Raw genomic sequence first — 17,597 nt, 5'->3', positions numbered from 1 at the left:
GTGTTTCAATGAGCGGGCCGCCCGCATCCAGCGCGCGGCCCGGGCTTGATCAGACATCAACACGCTTGATCGACAGGGACTTCAGATACGCAGACGGGTTTTCCGGATCGAACACCTTGCCGTCGAAGAAGGTCTCCTTGCCGCGCGAGGTGGAGGTCGGGATCTCGGACGCGGCAACGCCGAGCGACTTAGCCGCATCGCGCCACATATCCTCGCGGTTGACTTTCGCCACCAGCGCCTTGCTGTCGAAGCCCGCTTCATATTTGCCCCAGCGGATGTCTTCGGTCATGAACCAGAGATCGTGGCTCTGGAACGGATAGGAGGCATGGTCGCGCCAGTACTTCATGATGTGCGGCGAGTTCTCGACCACCTTGCCGGGGATGCCGTAGTCGAACTTGCCGGCGGAGCGGTCGTAGACGTCTTCGACGGGGCAGTTCATCCACTGCCGCTTGCCCATGATGGTGGCGAGTTCCTTCTTGTTCTCGGCCTTGTCGGCCCATTGCTGCGCCTCCATGACAGCCATCAGGATCGCCTTGGCCGCCTTCGGATATTTGTCGACCCAAGCAGCGCGCATGCCGAGCGACTTCTCCGGATGCTTGTTCCAGAGCTCGCCGGTGTTTACAGCGGTGTAGCCGATCCCCTGGTTGATGAGCTGCAGATTCCAGGGCTCGCCGACACAGAACGCATCCATGGTGCCGACCTTCATGTTGGCAACCATCTGCGGCGGCGGCACCACGATGGTCTCGACGTCCTTGTCGGGGTCGATGCCACCGGCAGCGAGCCAGTAACGAATCCAGAGATCGTGCGTGCCGCCCGGGAAGGTCATCGCGATCTTGGCCGCCTTGCCAGCAGCCTTCTTCTGCTCGAACACCGCCTTCAGCGGCGAGGAGTCGGTACCGATCTTGAGGTTGGCATATTCCTTGGCAATCGAGATGCACTGCGCATCGAGATTGAGACGCGACAGGAGGTACATCGGCGTCGGAACGTTGTTCTGCGTCACTTTGCCGGCCGAGATCAGGTAGGGCATCGGCGTCAAGATATGCGCGCCATCGATACCGTTGCCTTCCGAGCCGAGGACGAGGTTGTCGCGGGTCGTACCCCAAGATGCCTGCTTGGCGACCTCGACATCGGGCATGCCGTGCTTAGCGAAGAAGCCCTTGTCCTTGGCGACGAACAGCGGTCCGGCATCGCTCAACGCGATGAACCCAAGCGTCGCCTTGGTGACTTCCGGACCCGCACCTTGCGCGAACGCGCCGGCGGGGAAATTCAGCCTGGCGGCGGCGAGCAGGGCCGCTGTACCGCCGGCCGCCTTCAGGAGCTGGCGGCGGCTGAGACCACGGCGTGAGGTCGGATTGGTGGGTTTCGTCATGGGCATCATTGTCCTTTTGCGTCAGTGCGTGAACGGGGCCGTCCGATTGGGGTCACCGCGCTAGGCGCAGAAGGGCGCGTTCCAGGAAGGCCCCGGAATGGTGGCGACACAATTCGGATGAGTGGTCTCGAGGGACGGCTTCAATGGCGTCGACACAAGCTATTCAAGCTTCGTGCCAAGCCTTTTGCATCGCAAAAAATCTAGTTTTATCAATTAAGTACGCGTCGGATGCGGCGGAATATCGCGCCATGTCCGGAACCGTTATTCGCATTCTAAATTTGCGATTCGCCCAATTCTTGTGCGCCGCACAAGAATTGGGCAGGCTGCATACTGGCTGCCTTAAGCGTCCTCGGTGGCCTTCGCCATCATCGGTTTCGGCGCACTTCCCCCGCCCGGCTTCATCCGGAATTCGTAGGTCATGAGGTGCCACGGGGTGCCCGCCGGCTTGCCGTCCGGCATCGTCGGATCGGTCCGCTTTTCGATTTTGGCGACCAGCTCGTCCTTGACCCCGAACACCACGTCGGAATCGAGATATTTGTCGCCATCCATGAAGACATGCGTGATCAGCGGCTGGTAGCCGGGCGCGTCGACCAGGAAATGCACATGGGCCGGCCGCATCGCGTGGCGGCGGGTCTGCACGATCATCTCGCCGACCGGACCGTCGGTTGGGATCGGATAGCTGCATGGCAGGATGGTTCGGAAGAAGAACCGTCCGTCGGCATCGGTGATGAAGCGCGCCCGCGAGGACGGCCCCTCCGTCGCGTAGGAAGCCTTCTGGGAATCATAGAAGCCGTCATCATCGGCATGCCAGACGTCCACCGGCACGCCGGCCAGCGGCTTGCCTTCGAGGTCGGTGACGCGGCTCTGCACGAACATCCGCTCGCCCGGGAGATTGGCCGAGATGTCGGTGCCATGCGGCTTCACCTTGTGCTCGCCGACATAGAACGGGCCGAGCACCGTGGTCTCGGTGGCGCCCTCGCGCTCCCGGTGGTTGACGGCATCGACCAGCATCGACACGCCAAGCACATCGGAGAGCAGGATGAACTCCTGCCGGATCGGGGTGCACTTCTGGCCGGTCCGGGTCAGATAGTCGATTGCATATTCCCACTCCTCGAAGGTGAGATCGGTCCTGCGGACATAGTCGTGCAACGATTTCACCAGTTCCTGCAGCAGGAATTTGGCGCGCGGATCCGGGGTATCGTCGAAACTGCGGATTACGGCGGCGGTCAGTTCGGTTTCGCTGAATTGGCGCATTTTTGCTGTCCTGCGGAATAAACGAGGGTTGGCGTCAGCCTATACCAGCGTCCCACGCCGGGTAAGCGCGGCTGGTTGGAACGGAGCACACTTTTCGGCTATCAAGGCTGCCAATAGCCAGCCGGAGACTCGTCCCGATGTTAGCCCCCACTCCTGCCTCGCCCGAGCAAGCCGGAATGTCGAAAGCGGCGTTCGATCGCCTCGAAAATCACCTGAAGCAGCGCTATGTCGACGGCGGGCGCTTCCCGGGGACGCAGCTCCTGGTCTACCGCCGCGGCAAGATCGTGCATTCGACCGTGCAGGGCTTTGCCGACCTCGAGCGCAAGGCGCCGGTCAAGGACGACACGATCTTCCGCATCTATTCGATGACCAAGCCGCTCACGAGCGTAGCCTTCATGATGCTGGTGGAGGAAGGCCGCGTCGCGCTGGACGAGCCCGTCCACAAATACATTCCGGAATGGAAGAACCTCGGCGTGTTCGTGGCCGGCACCCACCCGGCGTTCCTGACCCGCCCGCCGGCGCGGCCGATGCTGATCGTGGACCTGCTGCGCCACACCTCGGGGCTTACCTATGGCTTCCAGCAGCGCAGCAATGTCGATGCCGCCTATCGCGAGACCAAGATCGGCGAAGTGGTCAAGGCCGGCACGCTGCAAACCATGATCGACGACCTCGCAAAGATCCCGCTGGAGTTTTCACCGGGCGAAGCCTGGAACTACTCCGTCGCCACCGACGTGGTCGGCTATCTCATCGGCCTGATCAGCGGCAAGCCGTTCGAACAGTTCCTCAAGGAACGTATCCTCGATCCGCTCGGGATGAACGACACCGATTTCTTCGTGCCAAAGGACAAGGCGCATCGCTTCGCGGCGTGTTATTCGGCCGGCGTGCAGATCGGCATGACTGCCGGCGAGGCCAAATTGACGCTGCAGGACGACCCGGCCACAAGTTCGTTTCTGTCGCCGCCCTCGTTCATTTCCGGTGGCGGTGGCCTGTGCTCGACCGCAGCCGACTACCTCACCTTCTGCCGGGCACTGCTCAATGGCGGCGAGCTGGGCGGCGTCCGCCTGCTCGGTCCGAAGACCTTGAAGTTGATGACGTCGAACCATTTGCCCGGCGGCGCCGACCTGCCGGCGATGTCGCGTTCGCTATTCTCCGAAGCTGCCTATAATGGCATCGGCTTCGGTCTGGGCTTCGCCGTCACCATGAACCCCTCGCAGACACTCATTGCCGGCAGCCCCGGCGAATATAATTGGGGCGGCGCGGCGACGACCTCGTTCTTCATCGACCCCGTGGAAGAACTGATCATGATCTTCATGACGCAGGTGCTGCCGTCGAGCGCCTATCCGTTGCGGCGCGAACTGCGCACCATGGTGTATGCCGCCATCACCGACAGCAATCTCTGAGACACACGGTCATTCCAGGGTTCCGCGGCCAAGGCGACCGCCACGGAACTTCGGCGCCCTGTCGAGCGGATTTACATACCTCTAATATCCTTGGCGAAATTCAGCGGCTTCTCCTATGCTTCGGCCGATTGGCGCCGACCCGGGGCTTGCGTTGCCGAAACCTTCATTGCCAGTGCGTCTCGCCCTGCTGGTCGCGGGAACCACGCTGCCGCTGATCATTTTCGCGGCCGGCATCGTCTACAACAATTACAAGCAGGACCGGAATAACGCGACCCAGCGGGTGCTCGAAACCGTGCGCAGCGTTCGCCTCGTACTCGACGCGGAGATGCAGCGGATCACCGGCGCGCTCCATATGTTGTCGCTGACAAACGAACTGCGCGACGGAGATATCGAAGGATTCCGCCGCATCTGCCAGGGCTTCCTCGACCAGTATGGCGAAGGCGGCATCGTGCTGGTGGCGAACCGCGAAGGCCGCCAGGTGTTCTCCTCGCTCACCCTGGACACGGCAAACCTGCCATTACGCAACAACCTTGCCATGGTCGAAAAGGTGTTCGCGGAAAGGAAGCCGGTCTATTCCAACCTGTTCTTCGGGTCGGTGAAGCAACGGCTGATCGTGACGGTCGAAGTACCTGTCATCCAGAATGACCAGGTACTTTATGACATCTCCTTCAGTCCGCCGATCGAAATTTTTCAGGCCATGATCGAGCAGCAGCGGCCGAGCAAGGACTGGACCATCTCGATCTTCGACAGCGAAGGCACCAATTTCGCACGCGTGCCGAACCCGCAGGAGACCGTCGGCAAGCGTGCATCGCCCTCGCTCTATGCGGAAATGTCCCACAACCCCGAAACCACCGTGCCGACGGTATCGCTCGAGGGCGTGCCGCTGATTACGAGCTTTGCCCGTTCCTCGCTCACCGGCTGGACGGTTGCCGCGGGCGTGGCCGAAAGCTCGCTGATCGCGCCGCTCTGGCGCAACCTGGCGATAACAAGCGTGATGGGCGCTGTCCTGCTGATGGTCGGCCTCGCCTTTGCGGTGCGGATGGCGACCCAGATCGCCCGCGGCGAGATGCTTCACAATCTCCTGATCGAGGAACTCAACCACCGCGTCAAGAATACGCTCGCGGTCCTGCAGTCGATCGCCACCCAGACGTTCCGCAGCGCGAGTCGGGCGGAGCGCGAGAAGTTCGAGGGAAGGCTCGGCGCGCTGGCGGAGGCGCACAATCTGCTGAGCCAGGAAAAATGGCAGGGCGCGGAGCTGCGGGAAGTGATTGCGCGGGTGCTGCAGCCCTATCTGCTCAACAATCCGGAACGGGCGCGGATGTTCGGACCGCAGGTTCCACTATCGCCGCGGCTCGCCGTGGTGCTGTCGATGATCGTGCACGAGATCGCAACCAACGCCGCCAAATACGGCGCGCTGTCGAACGACACCGGCACCGTCGCGGTGGACTGGGAGATCCTCGAGGAGAGCGATGGGCGCAAGCTGCGGCTGATCTGGACCGAGGCAGGCGGCCCGCCCGTCACGGCGCCGGTGCAGCGCGGCTTCGGCTCGCGGCTGATCGAGCGCAGCGCGCGCGACCAGCTCGGCGGCGAAGCGACCGTCGACTTCCTGCCGCGCGGCGTCATCTACACCGTGACTTGCGCGCTCGACCGGGAAGAATAGCTACTTAAGCATCTCCGGCACGATCAGCCGCGGCAGGAACAGCGAGACGCTCGGCCAGATGATCAATGCAGCCAGCACCAGCATCATCGGTATCAGCATGATCACCGTGTCCTTTAGCGCATAGCGCAGCCGCACGCCCGCGATCGAGCAGGCGATCATCAGGCACAGGCCATAGGGCGGCGTCACCAGCCCGAAGGCCAGCGAGACGATCGAGATGATCGCGAACTGGACGGGGTGGAGGTCGACCGATTTCGCCAGCGGTTCGAGAACGGTACCGACGATGATGATCGCCGGAATAGCGTCGAGGAAACAGCCCACCACCAGAAAGCAGAAGGAGATGAAGAAGCCGGCCCCGATCGCGCCCATGCCCCAGGTCGAGACGTTGGCCAGCAGTTCCTGCGGAATCCTGTAATAGGCCAATAGCCAGCCGAAGGCGCTCGCGGTACCGATGCAGAACAGCGCGACGCCGGCGAGACGTCCGGTGTCCAGCAACGCCTTGTAGAGTTGGCGCGCGCCGGTTTCACGGTAGAAGAACGTCGACAGCGCAACGGAATAGAGCACCGCGACGCAGGCGGATTCGGTCGCGGTAAACCATCCCAGCAAAATGCCGCCGACGATGATGAACGGCGTCGTCAGCGCCGGTATCGACCGCAGAATCGCCCACCACATGTCCCGCCAGCTATCCTTCGGATAGGTCGGATAGCCGCGGCGCACGGCATAGACATGCACCGTCGCCATCTGCGCGCCGGCGATCAGCAATCCCGGCACGATACCGGCGAGGTACATCGCGGCGATCGAGGTCGAGATCAGCCCGCCCCACACGATCATCAGGATCGAGGGCGGGATGATGACGGCGAGCACGGCGGAGACCGCGGTGATGGCGATCGAGAACGAGAGGTCGTACCCCTCCTTGGTCTGGGCGTCGATGAAGATCTTGGACTGGCTCGCCGCGTCCGCGGTGGAGGAGCCGGAGATGCCGGCAAAGAACACCGACAGCACGACGTTGATCTGCGCCAGCGACCCCGGCCAGTGCCCGACCATCGAGCGCGACAACGCGACCAGGCGGTCGGTGATGCCGCCGATGCTCATCAGGTTGGCGGTGAGCAGGAAGAACGGCACCGCCAGCAGGATGAACGAATTGTAGGCGTTGAAGGTTTCCTGCGCGAGCGTCATGATCGACAGGCGAGGCTCGGTCAAAAGGATCGGCACGCAGGCAAGGCCGAGCGCAAAGGCGACCGGCACGCGAATGATGAGCAGGCCGACGAAGACCCCGAACAGGACCATGGCGGCCTGTCCGGCAGAAAGAACATTGCCGCTCATCGTCTTGCCCCAAGCACAACCCGCGCTTCATCAAGTATCTGCTCACCCGCAAATACGATCCACGTCACCCCGGCCACAGGCCATGCGACATGGATCATCCAGAGCGGCAGGTCCGCCAGTTCCGACGTTCGGTTCCAGGCGAACCGCGTGAATTCGAGCCCGGCCCACACGAACACCACCGCCATCGCCAGCACGCCCAGCCGCGCGAGAATCCGCACCATGGCCTCGCCTCGTCGCGACAGGTCAGGCCAGACGTCGACCTCGAAATGCTGCGACTCTCTGATGCCGACCATGGCGCCGATCATGATGGTCCAGACGAACATGAACCGCGCCATCTCCTCGGTCCAGATGTAGGACGGAATGAACGGCGTGTAGCGCGAGATGATCTGCAACGTGACCGGAATGACCAGAATGCCGACACAGGCGGCGAGCAGGACTTCCAGCAATTTTGCATAGGCCGCCGTCGCTCGACGCCATAGCGACGGGTTCGGCGGCATTGGTATTTCAGTCATCATGGCTCCGGAGGGATAGCGATCACAGAATGGGGCAAGCCGATCTGGCTTGCCCCGACTTCCTGCCGCGCGGGCGGCGACAATTCTCAGGCGACGTTGATCTTCTCGAAGATGCCCTCGGCGCCGATTTCCTTGGCGTAGGTGGCCATCACGGGATCGGCGAGCTTCTTCATGGCGTCGCGCTCCTCGAACGAAACGCGCTTGAGCTTACCGGCCTTCTCCAGCGTGTCGAGCTTGACGACTTCCTCGCTCGACTCCAGTTGACGGCCGTAGTCGCCGGCCTCCTTGCCGGCCTTCATGATCGCGTCCTGCAGATCCTTCGGCAGGGTCTTCAGCGTCTTCACCGAGAAGCAGATCGGCCGGATCGATACCGCGTGCTGCGTCAGGCTGAGGTGCGGTGCTACTTCGTAGAACTTCATCGCCTCGACACCGGCCGCCTCGTTTTCGCCGGCCGAGATCACGCCGTTCTGGATGGCGTTGTAGACTTCGTTGTAGGCGATCACGGTCGGGCTCATGCCGACGGCGGCAAACGTCTTCGACCAGATCGGCGCGCCCTGCACGCGCACCTTGAGACCCCTGAGATCGGCGAGGTTCTTCAGCGGCTTGTTGGCGAAGATGTTGCGGATGCCGCCGCCGGCATAGCCGATCAGCACCACCTCGGCCTTAACAGCGATTTCATCGGCGACTGGCGCCAGGATATTCTTCTCGACGACCTTGTTCATGTGCTCGATGCCCTTGAACACAAAGGGCGCATCGATAAACGGCGCCGCCTTGGCGAAGGTCGACATGTGGGCCGGCGAGACGATGCCGTAATCGACCGCCTTGCCCTGCGACATGTACTCGAAATACTGCTTCTCGAGACCAAGCGATGAATTCTTGTGCAGCGTGAAGTTGACGGGCTTGCCGTAATACTTCTTCACCAGTTCTTCAAACCGGGTCAGCGCCTTGGTGAAGGCGTGGTCGTCGTTGAACTGCACGGCTCCGTTGAGCGTGACGGGCGCTTGCGCCCGCAGGATCGACGGCATGCCCAAGACGCCGGCAGCCGCCGTCGCACCAAGGCCCGCAAGTACGGTTCTTCGCTTCATGGCGTTCCTCCCCTGTAATGCCCATCCCTTGTAAGCGGGACTTTGGCCTGGCCGACGACGCGGCCACTACCGCAAAGCGTATGCAAAACAGCGCGGCTGTGGAAGCCAATTTAAGCAGTACCCAAGGCCAATAGGCCGCAGACGCCGGGCCGATGATTGCAATCATTCGGCAAATCCCGCCTCGGAGGCGCGGGCCGAGCCGGTGTCCCATCCGCAAATAGCCGCAAGCACGCGTCACGATCCCGGCATAATAGTTGCCGAGGCAACATCTCGCGATTCCATCTGACGCCGACGGCGATGTTCATTGCGCAGGCAACCGACATGCCGCAAATGTTGCGCGATGTCGGGTCTGGCCCGCTCCGTCAGAGGCGCGGATGACGTGCAAGCACGCGGCTTGCCGCAATTTCCCGTCACGCTTGATCCGAAAACCGGAACTGAACGTTGCTGCGTTCTGTCAGGCATCACTTGCCGCTGGCATTTCACGCGTTGCACGCCGATGTGGAGCCGGCACGCGCTGTGAGCGATCGCCTTTTTGGCCGGCAAACCCCGTAAAAATCCGGTGCTTAAGCGCTACGCAGTAAGTATGCCGGCCAAAATCTGTGTCCTTTGAACTCGCGGTGGTTGTGGTTTGTCGAATATTTTGTCAAATGTAGAGGGCGGGGCTTTTCGCCAAATTCGCCCCGGGTGCCGACAGCTTTAAGTGGGTGGCGGCGCCGGTATCAGGATGCTTCCAATACGCGCATGCGTTTGGCTACCATCCAGTAATATCTCAGGATTCCCGTGGTTCACTTTACAACCTCACGGTTTGGACTGACTTTAAACACGGCAAATGCGGATGAACCTCTGACCTACTTTTGCCAGGGTTTCCCGATTGAAGGACGGTAAAACCAGAATGAACAGATCAGCAGCGAAGAAGATGAAACAGCGCAGCGCCGGCAAACCCGATATCGAGTTGGGCAAGCGGATTCGCCTGCGGCGCGTGGAACAGAAAATCTCTCAAGCGGAGCTCGGCGACAAGCTCGGCGTGAGCTTCCAGCAGGTCCAGAAGTACGAGAAGGGCGTCAATCGTGTCGGCGCAGCTCGTCTTCAGCAAATCGCTACCGCGCTCGACGTGCCCGTGACGTTCTTCTACGACGGCGACGGCAAGGCGCGGGAAGTCGAGAGCCTGCTGTTCCTGGACAGCGCGTTCAGCCTGAGGCTGTTGCGTGCCTACAGCAAGATCAAGGACCAGACCGTACAACGTCAGTTGGTGTCCTTGATGGAATCGATCGCCGCCAACGAGGGCTAGGCATTATCGCGCCTGGATCGCAGCACCGCGGACCCGATTAATCAACGCGAGAAATCGCCGGGTAGCCTGTTGCTGCGCTAGGCCACATGCTGATCTGGCCGGAAGAGATCTTGATCTGGCCGGAAAAGATCAGCGCAACGCCATCATCTTTGGCGGAATTCGGTCGTCTGATACCTAGAACCCTGAATCTCAGGCCTCGCGGGCGCGGGCCGTTGAAAAGATTTTCTGCTATTCGAACGTGGCGCCCGATTTTTTTATCATTGCCCAGCACTCGATCCCGGTCTTGATGTAAGCCGCGAGGCCATCCGGTGTCGACGGCTCCGCCGAAACTGCCATTAGCTTGTTCCGGATTGCATGATCAGCCATCGGCTGTTCCGGTCCGGGAGGCAACCATGACGATCCTTCACCACGGCTGGCGCTTGAGCGCTTCGCGCCGCGTCCAGCGTGCCTCGCGGAGAAGGGCCTCGCCTATGAAGGCCATGAGGTCGACATGGCCAGGATGGAACATCATTCGCCGGAATATCTGAAGATCAATCCGCTCGGCGTTATCCCGACCCTGATTCACAACGGCAAGCCACTGCATGAGGTGATCGAAAGAAACACCCACGCGTCGCGGCGCGGTGGACTAGACTGCAGGCGCGGCCAGCCTGCGCCCAGGCGAATTTCGGCCCCCTTTGTTGATTCCTGAAATGGACTGGACACTTCGATGCTAGACACCCCAAAGAACGCCGAAACACCCCATGCCGACGGCAAGATCCTGCAAAGTATCCGCGATGGCGTCGGAATCATCACCTTCAATAATCCCGACAAGCGCAACGCGATGTCGCTCGAGATGTGGGAGGGCCTGGGCCAAGCGCTGGTCGAACTGCGCGACAATCCCGACGTCCGCGTCATAATTCTGGTCGGCGCCGGCGACAAGGCCTTCGTCTCGGGCGCCGACATCAGCCAGTTTGAAAAGACCCGCCACAATGCGGCGGCCTCGGAGGAATATTCGAAACGGAGCGAGGCGCAGCGCGCCCTGCTCGCGAGTTATCCCAAGCCGACGATTGCCTGCATCCGCGGTTTCTGCCTCGGCGGCGGCATGCAGGTCGCCATGCTCACCGACATCCGTATCGCCTCCGACAACAGCCAGTTCGGCATTCCCGCCGCCAGGCTCGGCATCGCCTATGGCTATGACGGCCTCAAGCATCTGGTCTCGCTGGTCGGGCCATCCTGGGCGCGGCTGATCATGTATACGGGCATGCGGATCGAGGCTGCGGAAGCCTTGCGGATCGGATTGGTCGACCGCGTGCTGCCGGATGCGGAACTATGGGACGCCACCATGGAAATCGCGCGCACCATCTCCGGCAACGCGCCGCTGGCGATCAAGGCCGCCAAGATCACGATTGCCGAAGTGTTGAAGGACGAAAGCAAGCGCGACATGGACGCGATCAAGAAGATCGGCATGGCTTGCATGGATAGCGAGGATTTTCGTGAAGGGCGCACGGCGTTCATGGAAAAGCGCAAGCCGCAGTTCAAGGGGAAGTGAGATCGGTCATCCCGTAGCCCGGCTACAACGCCGCCAATACCGCCCTCGTAATATCCGCCGTGCCGTTGCTGCCGCCGAATTCCATCGGCTTGATTCCGCCGGCATAGGCTTTGTCCACCGCGCGCTCGATGCGCTCGCCGGCTTCAGCGGCGCTTTCGAGGCCATGCTTGTCGGCGAGCCAGTCCAGCATCATCGCGGTCGACAGGATCATCGCGGTGGGATTGGCCTTGCCCTGCCCCATGATATCGGGCGCGGTGCCGTGGCAGGGCTGGAACACGGCGTAGCGGTCGCCGATATCCGCTGAGGGGGCCATGCCCAGACCTCCGATCAGGCCGGCGGCGAGGTCGGAGAGAATGTCGCCGAACATGTTCTCCGTCACCATGACGTCGAAGTCCCAAGGTCGCCTCACCAGCATGAGCGAACAGGCGTCGACATAGAGCCGATCGGCCTTGACGCCGGGATGGCGTTTGGCGGCGTCATCAAACATCTCGCGAAAGAACGCGAACGCCCTGAACACGTTTGCCTTGTCGACGCATGTCAAGCCGCCGTTGGCCTTGCCGCGCGCCTTGCGGCGTTCGGCGAGGCGGAACGAAAACTCGAACAAGCGCTCCGAGGTCTTGCGCGTAATCACGAGCGTCTCACGCGCCTCGGTATCCGTCACCACGCCCTTGCCCATCGAGGCAAACAGGCCTTCTGTCGATTCCCGGATCAGCACGAGGTCGATGCCGCGCTGGTCGGCGCCGACGATCGGGCTCGGCACGCCCGGAACGAGCCGCGCCGGGCGCACGCCGGCATAGAGGTCGAAATGGAAGCGCAGTTCGATCTGCGGGGCGATCTCGGTATTGTCAGGGTAGCGCACCGAAGGCAGGCCGCAGGCGCCGAGCAGGATGGCGTCCGCTTCCTCGCACAGCCGCACGGTGCTGTCCGGCATCGATTTGCCGGTCGCCAGATAATTGTTGGCGCCGGCCGGGGCATCGGTGAAGCGGAATTTGAGGTCCGATGTCGCCTCGATCCTGCGCAGGACTTCCAGCGCCGGCGCCATCACTTCAGGGCCGATGCCATCGCCGCCGAGCACGGCGATGTGGAGCGCGTTGTTTGCGGACATGGGAGTTCCTTAGTTGAGTAGTCATTCCGGGATGGTCCGAAGGACCAGACCGCAGATGCGCAATTGCGCATCGGGGAATCTCGAGATTGCGGGCTCGATGCTTCGCATCGCCCCGGAATGACGGAGGCTACGGCGTCAGCACGGCGCGGCCGACCAGTTTGCCTTTCTGCAAATCGGTCAATGCTTCGTTGGCTTTCGCGAGCGGCATCGTCGTGACGGGAATGGGCGCGATCATCTTGTTGCGAACGAGTTCGAGCAATTCCTCGGTCTCGCGCAAATTGCCGACATAGCTGCCCTGGATCGTGATCGCCTTGATCGGGATCAGCGGCAGCGCCCAAGGCGCGCCGCCGCCGAACAGGCCGACGATGACGAGCTTGCCGCCCTTGGTCAGGCAGTCGAAGCCGAGCTGGGTAGTCTGCGCGTTGCCGACGAGATCGATCACGGCGCGAATGGGTCCGCCGGCCGCCTTCGCCAGTTGCTCCAGCGCATCCGGCGCCTTGCCGTCGACGGTGGCGAGCGCACCGGCCGCTTCAGCGGCTTCGCGCTTGCGCGCATCGATGTCGACGACGATGGCGCCCTTGCCGCCCATCGCCTTCAGCAGCGACAGCGCCATCAGGCCAAGTCCGCCGGCGCCGAAGATGACGATCGGCGAATTGAAGGCGAACTCGACTTTCTTCAGCGCGCTATAGGTCGTCACACCCGAACACGCATAGGGCGCCGCGGTAACGGGGTCGAGCCCCTTCAGGTTTAAGAGGTACTTCGGGTTCGGCACCGTCATGTGATCGGCATAGCCGCCGTCGCAATAGACGCCGAGTGAGTTCGGCTTGACGACGCACATGTTCTCGTCGCCGCCCACACAGGTCGCGCACTTGCCGCAACCGAGCCAGGGATAGACCAGCGCGATATCGCCGACCTTGAGGTCGCCCTTGTCGGCGGCGGTGACGTCGGGCCCGAACGCCACGACCTCGCCGACCGTCTCGTGCCCCATCGTGCGCGGCAGCGACACGCCGCGGTCCTTCAGCGACAGCGGCTTGCGGCCATGGCCGAGATCATAGCCGCCTTCCCAGATGTGAAGGTCGCTGTGGCAGACGCCGGCCGCCTTCACCTTGATCAGCACCTGCGTGCCCGTCGGCTGCGGCGTCTCCTGATCCACCTCTCTCAGCGGTGCGTTGAACTCGGCGACCTGAAAACTCTTCATGGCTTTTCTCCCGTCATTCTTGTTCTTGGCACAGGCATTTCTCGCGGGCGAACATTGCCACGTCTACCCAATCGAGACAAACGCGGGCGGCAGTCAGATCAGCGGATGATGGCAAGCCACGAACTGGCCCGGCGCGACGGCGCGCAGTTCCGGCATCTCGTCGCTGCATCGCTGATCCGCACGCGGACAGCGGGTACGGAACCGGCAGCCGGACGGCGGCGCGATCGGCGATGGCGGCTCGCCCACCGGCACGGTTTCGGTGGGGCGGACGTCCGGATCCGGCACCGGGATCGCCTCGATCAAGAGCGCGGTATAGGGATGCGCCGGCCGGGCGAAGAGCTGTTCGGAGAGGCCGACCTCGCACAGCCGGCCGAGATACATCACTGCCACGCGGTCGCTGACCGCCTTCACCACCGCGAGATCGTGCGCGATGAACAACAGCGTCAGGCCGAACCGGCCCTTCATCTCCTCCAGCAGATTGAGGATCTGGGCGCGGATGGACACGTCGAGCGCGGAGACCGGCTCGTCGCAGACGATGAACTCCGGGTTGAGAATGAGCGCGCGCGCGATGCAGATGCGCTGGCACTGCCCGCCGGAGAATTCATGCGGCAGCCGTCCCACCACCAGGGTCGGATCAAGCCCGACGGCGGTCAGCACCTCGTGAACGAGCCGCTCGCGCTCCTCCGGGTCCTTGACGCCTGCGATCACCAGCGGCTCGGCGACGATGTCGCCGATCCTGCGGCGTGGGTTCAGCGAGGCGATAGGGTCCTGGAAGATCAACTGCACGCGCCGGCGCATCAGCCGCAGGGCATCGCCCTGCATCGTCGTGAGATCGTGACCGTCGAACAGCACGCGCCCCGCGGTCGGCCGGCGCAACTGCAGCACCGCCCGGCCGAGCGTCGATTTTCCGCAACCGGATTCGCCGACCAGACCCAGCGTCTCGCCGCGGGCGATCTGCAAGGATACTCCGGACACGGCATGAACGATCTTGGCGCCGACGGGATATTCCACGACCAGATCGTTGACGGCGAGCAGCGGCTCATTTGAAACGGCCGACACGGCTTGCTGCATCATGCGCCCGCCTCCGCATGGATCTCGATCGGGTGGAAGCAGGCGAACTGGTGCGCGCTCGTCTCCGCCGCCTCGAGCGGCGGCTTCTCGATCCGGCAGCGCGCCACCGCATAGCGGCAGCGCGGCGAGAACGAGCACCCCTGCAGCGGACGGGTCGGATCGGGCGGACGCCCCGATATAGCCGGCAACGGCGTGTGGGGCGCGGCATCGAGCCTGGGAAGCGCCGCGAGCAGCGCTTCGGTATAGGGCATCCGCATTTTCTTGAACAACGCAGGCGTCGGCGCACGCTCGACCACGCGGCCGGCATACATGACGGCGACTTCATCAGTGCGGCCGGCGACGACGCCGAGGTCGTGGGTGATCAGGATCATCGCCATGTGCCGGCGGCGCTGCTCGCGCGCCAAGAGGTCGAGAATTTGCGCCTGGATCGTCACGTCGAGCGCGGTGGTCGGCTCGTCGGCGATTAGAAGTTTCGGTTCGCACGACAGCGCGATCGCAATCGCCACGCGTTGTCGCATACCGCCGGAAAGCTGGTGCGGATATTGCGCCAGTCGCTGCTCGGGCGCGGGGATTCCGACCGCCGCGAGCAATTCGACGCTGCGCCTGGTGGCGGCGGCGTCGTCAAGTTCGAGATGCTCCTGCAGCGTCTCGATCAACTGGGTGCCGATCGTGAGCACTGGGTTGAGCGAGGTCATCGGATCCTGGAACACGACCGCCAGCGAGCGCCCGCGCAGCTTGCGCAGTTTCTCCGGTGAGAGCTGCAGCAGGTCCTGCCCGTCGAACATCACGCGGCCAGAGAGCTTTGCCTTCTTCGGCAGCAATTGCAGGATCGCCCGCGACAGCATGGTCTTGCCGCAGCCGGATTCGCCGACGACGCCGAGCGTCTGGCCAGCGCCAACGGTGAGATCGACATGATCCACCGCGCGCAGATTGCCGCGCGGAGTTGGCAGGTCGACCAGGACGTCCTCGACGGAAAGCAGGGTATTTCCGGTCACAGCACGCCCTGACGTGGATCGGTGAGCGCACGCAGCGTATCGCCGATGAGATTGAAGGAGAGCACGGTCAGGAACATCGCGATTGCCGGAAGGAAGGCGAGCCTCGGCGCGACCTCCAGGCTTTCGCGCCCCTCCCCGATCATGCTGCCCCAGCTCGAAATAGGCGGCGGCACACCGAGGCCGAGGAACGACAAGGCGCCCTCGACCACGATGGTAACGGCGACGCCGAGCAGGAAGAAGGCAAACAGTGGCAGGATGACGTTCGGCAATAGTTCGCGCAACAGGATGCGTGCATGCGTCGCTCCCAACGCCTGTGCCGCGATGACGAATTCACGACGTGCCAGCGTCAGCGTCGCCGCCCGCGCCACCCGCATGAAGGCGGGAATGCCGAGCACACCGAGAATGAAGGTGAGGTTGAGGATCGACTGCCCGAGAAAGGCGGTCACAGCCAGCGCCAGGATCAGGGGCGGAAACGCCAGCAGCACGTCCATGCTGCCGACCACGACGGACTCGAACCGGCCACGGAAGTAGCCCGCCAGCATGCCGAGCGCGCCGCCGATGGTGAGCCCGATCATCGGCGCGCACAGCCCGACCACGAGCGAAATCCGCGCGCCGTAGACGAGCCTTGAGAGTTCGTCGCGGCCAAGACCGTCGGTTCCGAGCCAGTGCTCCATAGAGAACGGAGCTCGCCGTTCCAGCATGTCCATGTCGGTCGGGCTCGGCAGCGGCAACACTGGCGCAAGGATCGCGACCGTGAACATAAAGATCATCCAGCCGATCGCCATCCAGAACAGCAGCCCCAATCGGCGTCCGCGCTTTGCCGGTTGCGCCGCGACGCCTTCGTCGATGGTGAGTTCAAGCGTGGCCATGACGAATCCTGGGATCGAGGACGGCGTAGAGCAAATCGACGATGAAGTTCATGATCACGAAGCCGGCGGCAACGATCAGCACGACCCCCTGCAGGATGATGAGATCGCGAGTATAGATCGCGCCAACCAGCAACCGACCGATCCCCGGCAGCGCGAAGATCGTCTCCACGATAACGGTACCGCCGATCAATCGCCCGATATTGATGCCGGTTATCGTAACGAGCGTCAGCGACGATGGTTTCAGCGCATGCACGAACAGAATGCGTGAGGCTTTCAGTCCCTTGGCTTTCGCCAGCGCGATATAATCTTCCTGCAGCGTTGCGATCATGTCCGATCGCAGCACACGCATGATGCCGGGCCATTCGGCAAGCGCGAGCGTCAGCGCGGGCAGCACCATGAAGCGCAGGTTTGCAGCCGGGTCTTCCGCAAACGGCACGTAGCCCGTCGCCGGCAACCAGCGCAGCTCCACCGCAAACAGGTAAATCAGCAGGATCGCCGACAGGAAGGCCGGCACCGAAAGCATGGCGAAGGCGCTGCCGGTCATGAAGCGGTCGAACGCGCTACCGCTGCGGGCGGCGCAGACGATCGCCAGGGGAACGCCGATGACGAGGCCCATGATCTCGGCCAGAATCATCAGCTCGAACGACACCGGAAGCCGCTCGGTCACGGCCTGCAGCACGGCCTGCCCGGTGCGGAACGATCGGCCGAAATCGCCCTGCAGGATGTTGCCGAGCCAGCTGAAGTAACGGATCCAGACCGGCTGATCGAGCCCCATGTCCTTGCGCAGCGCCGCGACATTCTCCGGCGTCGCCTGATCGCCGAGGATCACATAGGCGAGATCGCCCGGCAGCAGCGACGCGATGAAGAACGTCAACAGCGATACGGCGATCAGGACCGGGATGAGGTACAGAAGTCTGCGCGCGACAAAGAACAGCATGGAAGA

The 17,597-nt window shown here is 62.8% G+C and carries 17 protein-coding genes; 5 read left to right on the top strand and 12 right to left on the bottom strand.

Annotated elements, in window-relative coordinates:
* Positions 1–49: 49 nt before the first annotated feature.
* A complete protein-coding gene (locus tag V1294_RS14725; RefSeq protein WP_334498052.1) occupies positions 50–1,369 on the bottom strand; it encodes a CmpA/NrtA family ABC transporter substrate-binding protein in 1,320 nt (439 codons plus the stop codon).
* Between the two features lie 339 nt (positions 1,370–1,708).
* Positions 1,709–2,623 (bottom strand): intradiol ring-cleavage dioxygenase, encoded by a 915-nt coding sequence (locus tag V1294_RS14720; RefSeq protein ID WP_334498048.1) that lies wholly within the window; start codon positions 2,621–2,623, stop codon positions 1,709–1,711.
* A gap of 137 nt (positions 2,624–2,760) precedes the next feature.
* Between V1294_RS14720 and V1294_RS14715 the strand changes: the two genes are divergently transcribed.
* Both V1294_RS14715 and V1294_RS14710 read left to right on the top strand, forming a co-directional pair.
* Positions 2,761–4,023, top strand: a complete 1,263-nt coding sequence (locus tag V1294_RS14715; RefSeq protein ID WP_334498046.1) for a serine hydrolase domain-containing protein — start codon at positions 2,761–2,763, stop codon at positions 4,021–4,023.
* A 151-nt stretch (positions 4,024–4,174) separates the two neighbouring features.
* Positions 4,175–5,683, top strand: a complete 1,509-nt coding sequence (locus V1294_RS14710) for a sensor histidine kinase (RefSeq protein ID WP_334498044.1) — start codon at positions 4,175–4,177, stop codon at positions 5,681–5,683.
* Here V1294_RS14710 and V1294_RS14705 read toward each other — a convergent pair whose 3' ends face one another.
* The 3 genes from V1294_RS14705 to V1294_RS14695 all read right to left on the bottom strand — a co-directional run bounded on the left by V1294_RS14705 (position 5,684) and on the right by V1294_RS14695 (position 8,600).
* On the bottom strand, positions 5,684–7,003 hold the full coding sequence (locus tag V1294_RS14705) for a TRAP transporter large permease (RefSeq protein ID WP_334498042.1): 1,320 nt from the start codon (positions 7,001–7,003) through the stop codon (positions 5,684–5,686).
* Positions 7,000–7,515, bottom strand: coding sequence for a TRAP transporter small permease (locus V1294_RS14700; RefSeq protein ID WP_334482665.1), 516 nt, complete (start codon positions 7,513–7,515; stop codon positions 7,000–7,002). Before V1294_RS14700 ends, V1294_RS14705 begins: the two co-directional genes overlap by 4 nt.
* 86 nt (positions 7,516–7,601) lie before the next feature.
* On the bottom strand, positions 7,602–8,600 hold the full coding sequence (locus V1294_RS14695; protein ID WP_334498040.1) for a TRAP transporter substrate-binding protein: 999 nt from the start codon (positions 8,598–8,600) through the stop codon (positions 7,602–7,604).
* Positions 8,601–9,492: 892 nt separating this feature from the next.
* Here V1294_RS14695 and V1294_RS14690 point away from each other — a divergent pair.
* Positions 9,493–9,888 (top strand): helix-turn-helix domain-containing protein, encoded by a 396-nt coding sequence (locus V1294_RS14690; RefSeq protein WP_028347342.1) that lies wholly within the window; start codon positions 9,493–9,495, stop codon positions 9,886–9,888.
* Positions 9,889–10,291: 403 nt separating this feature from the next.
* Here V1294_RS14690 and V1294_RS14685 read toward each other — a convergent pair whose 3' ends face one another.
* Positions 10,292–10,471, bottom strand: coding sequence for a hypothetical protein (locus tag V1294_RS14685; protein WP_334498038.1), 180 nt, complete (start codon positions 10,469–10,471; stop codon positions 10,292–10,294).
* Between V1294_RS14685 and V1294_RS38010 the strand changes: the two genes are divergently transcribed.
* Positions 10,388–10,576, top strand: a complete 189-nt coding sequence (locus V1294_RS38010) for a hypothetical protein (protein ID WP_442895444.1) — start codon at positions 10,388–10,390, stop codon at positions 10,574–10,576. The genes V1294_RS14685 and V1294_RS38010 overlap by 84 nt on opposite strands.
* A gap of 18 nt (positions 10,577–10,594) precedes the next feature.
* Entirely contained in the window at positions 10,595–11,416 is an 822-nt protein-coding gene (locus V1294_RS14680; protein WP_334498035.1) for an enoyl-CoA hydratase, read from the top strand.
* 22 nt (positions 11,417–11,438) lie between these two features.
* Here V1294_RS14680 and V1294_RS14675 read toward each other — a convergent pair whose 3' ends face one another.
* From V1294_RS14675 to V1294_RS14650, 6 genes are all read right to left on the bottom strand, one after another.
* Positions 11,439–12,521 carry an isocitrate/isopropylmalate dehydrogenase family protein gene (locus tag V1294_RS14675; protein ID WP_334498033.1) on the bottom strand — a complete coding sequence of 361 codons (1,083 nt, stop codon included), beginning with the start codon at positions 12,519–12,521 and terminating at the stop codon, positions 11,439–11,441.
* Positions 12,522–12,648: 127 nt separating this feature from the next.
* The gene (locus V1294_RS14670) at positions 12,649–13,719 is read right to left on the bottom strand and encodes an alcohol dehydrogenase (protein WP_334498031.1); all 1,071 of its coding nucleotides are present in this window, start codon (positions 13,717–13,719) and stop codon (positions 12,649–12,651) included.
* 93 nt (positions 13,720–13,812) lie between these two features.
* Positions 13,813–14,793, bottom strand: a complete 981-nt coding sequence (locus V1294_RS14665) for an ABC transporter ATP-binding protein (protein ID WP_334498029.1) — start codon at positions 14,791–14,793, stop codon at positions 13,813–13,815.
* The gene (locus V1294_RS14660) at positions 14,790–15,785 is read right to left on the bottom strand and encodes an ABC transporter ATP-binding protein (RefSeq protein ID WP_334498027.1); all 996 of its coding nucleotides are present in this window, start codon (positions 15,783–15,785) and stop codon (positions 14,790–14,792) included. Before V1294_RS14660 ends, V1294_RS14665 begins: the two co-directional genes overlap by 4 nt.
* A complete protein-coding gene (locus tag V1294_RS14655) occupies positions 15,782–16,654 on the bottom strand; it encodes an ABC transporter permease (protein WP_334482688.1) in 873 nt (290 codons plus the stop codon). The genes V1294_RS14660 and V1294_RS14655 overlap by 4 nt, the downstream gene beginning before the upstream one ends.
* Complete coding sequence (locus V1294_RS14650; protein ID WP_334482690.1) at positions 16,641–17,591, bottom strand: ABC transporter permease; 951 nt, start codon at positions 17,589–17,591, stop codon at positions 16,641–16,643. The genes V1294_RS14655 and V1294_RS14650 overlap by 14 nt, the downstream gene beginning before the upstream one ends.
* Positions 17,592–17,597 lie beyond the last annotated feature (6 nt).

It is taken from the genome of Bradyrhizobium sp. AZCC 1678 (genome assembly GCF_036924765.1).
GTDB lineage: Bacteria > Pseudomonadota > Alphaproteobacteria > Rhizobiales > Xanthobacteraceae > Bradyrhizobium > Bradyrhizobium algeriense.
This window is presented reverse-complemented; position numbering and strand designations above follow the sequence as displayed.

Excerpts from the sequence above, each read along its gene's own strand:
- V1294_RS14725 (WP_334498052.1), bottom strand. The coding sequence starts at position 1,369 with ATGACGAAACCCACCAATCCGACCTCACGCCGTGGTCTCAGCCGCCGC.
- V1294_RS14720 (WP_334498048.1), bottom strand. The coding sequence starts at position 2,623 with ATGCGCCAATTCAGCGAAACCGAACTGACCGCCGCCGTAATCCGCAGT.
- V1294_RS14715 (WP_334498046.1), top strand. The coding sequence starts at position 2,761 with ATGTTAGCCCCCACTCCTGCCTCGCCCGAGCAAGCCGGAATGTCGAAA.
- V1294_RS14705 (WP_334498042.1), bottom strand. The coding sequence starts at position 7,003 with ATGAGCGGCAATGTTCTTTCTGCCGGACAGGCCGCCATGGTCCTGTTC.
- V1294_RS14700 (WP_334482665.1), bottom strand. The coding sequence starts at position 7,515 with ATGACTGAAATACCAATGCCGCCGAACCCGTCGCTATGGCGTCGAGCG.
- V1294_RS14695 (WP_334498040.1), bottom strand. The coding sequence starts at position 8,600 with ATGAAGCGAAGAACCGTACTTGCGGGCCTTGGTGCGACGGCGGCTGCC.
- V1294_RS14690 (WP_028347342.1), top strand. The coding sequence starts at position 9,493 with ATGAACAGATCAGCAGCGAAGAAGATGAAACAGCGCAGCGCCGGCAAA.
- V1294_RS38010 (WP_442895444.1), top strand. The coding sequence starts at position 10,388 with ATGGAACATCATTCGCCGGAATATCTGAAGATCAATCCGCTCGGCGTT.
- V1294_RS14685 (WP_334498038.1), bottom strand. The coding sequence starts at position 10,471 with ATGCAGTGGCTTGCCGTTGTGAATCAGGGTCGGGATAACGCCGAGCGG.
- V1294_RS14680 (WP_334498035.1), top strand. The coding sequence starts at position 10,595 with ATGCTAGACACCCCAAAGAACGCCGAAACACCCCATGCCGACGGCAAG.
- V1294_RS14675 (WP_334498033.1), bottom strand. The coding sequence starts at position 12,521 with ATGTCCGCAAACAACGCGCTCCACATCGCCGTGCTCGGCGGCGATGGC.
- V1294_RS14670 (WP_334498031.1), bottom strand. The coding sequence starts at position 13,719 with ATGAAGAGTTTTCAGGTCGCCGAGTTCAACGCACCGCTGAGAGAGGTG.
- V1294_RS14665 (WP_334498029.1), bottom strand. The coding sequence starts at position 14,793 with ATGATGCAGCAAGCCGTGTCGGCCGTTTCAAATGAGCCGCTGCTCGCC.
- V1294_RS14655 (WP_334482688.1), bottom strand. The coding sequence starts at position 16,654 with ATGGCCACGCTTGAACTCACCATCGACGAAGGCGTCGCGGCGCAACCG.
- V1294_RS14650 (WP_334482690.1), bottom strand. The coding sequence starts at position 17,591 with ATGCTGTTCTTTGTCGCGCGCAGACTTCTGTACCTCATCCCGGTCCTG.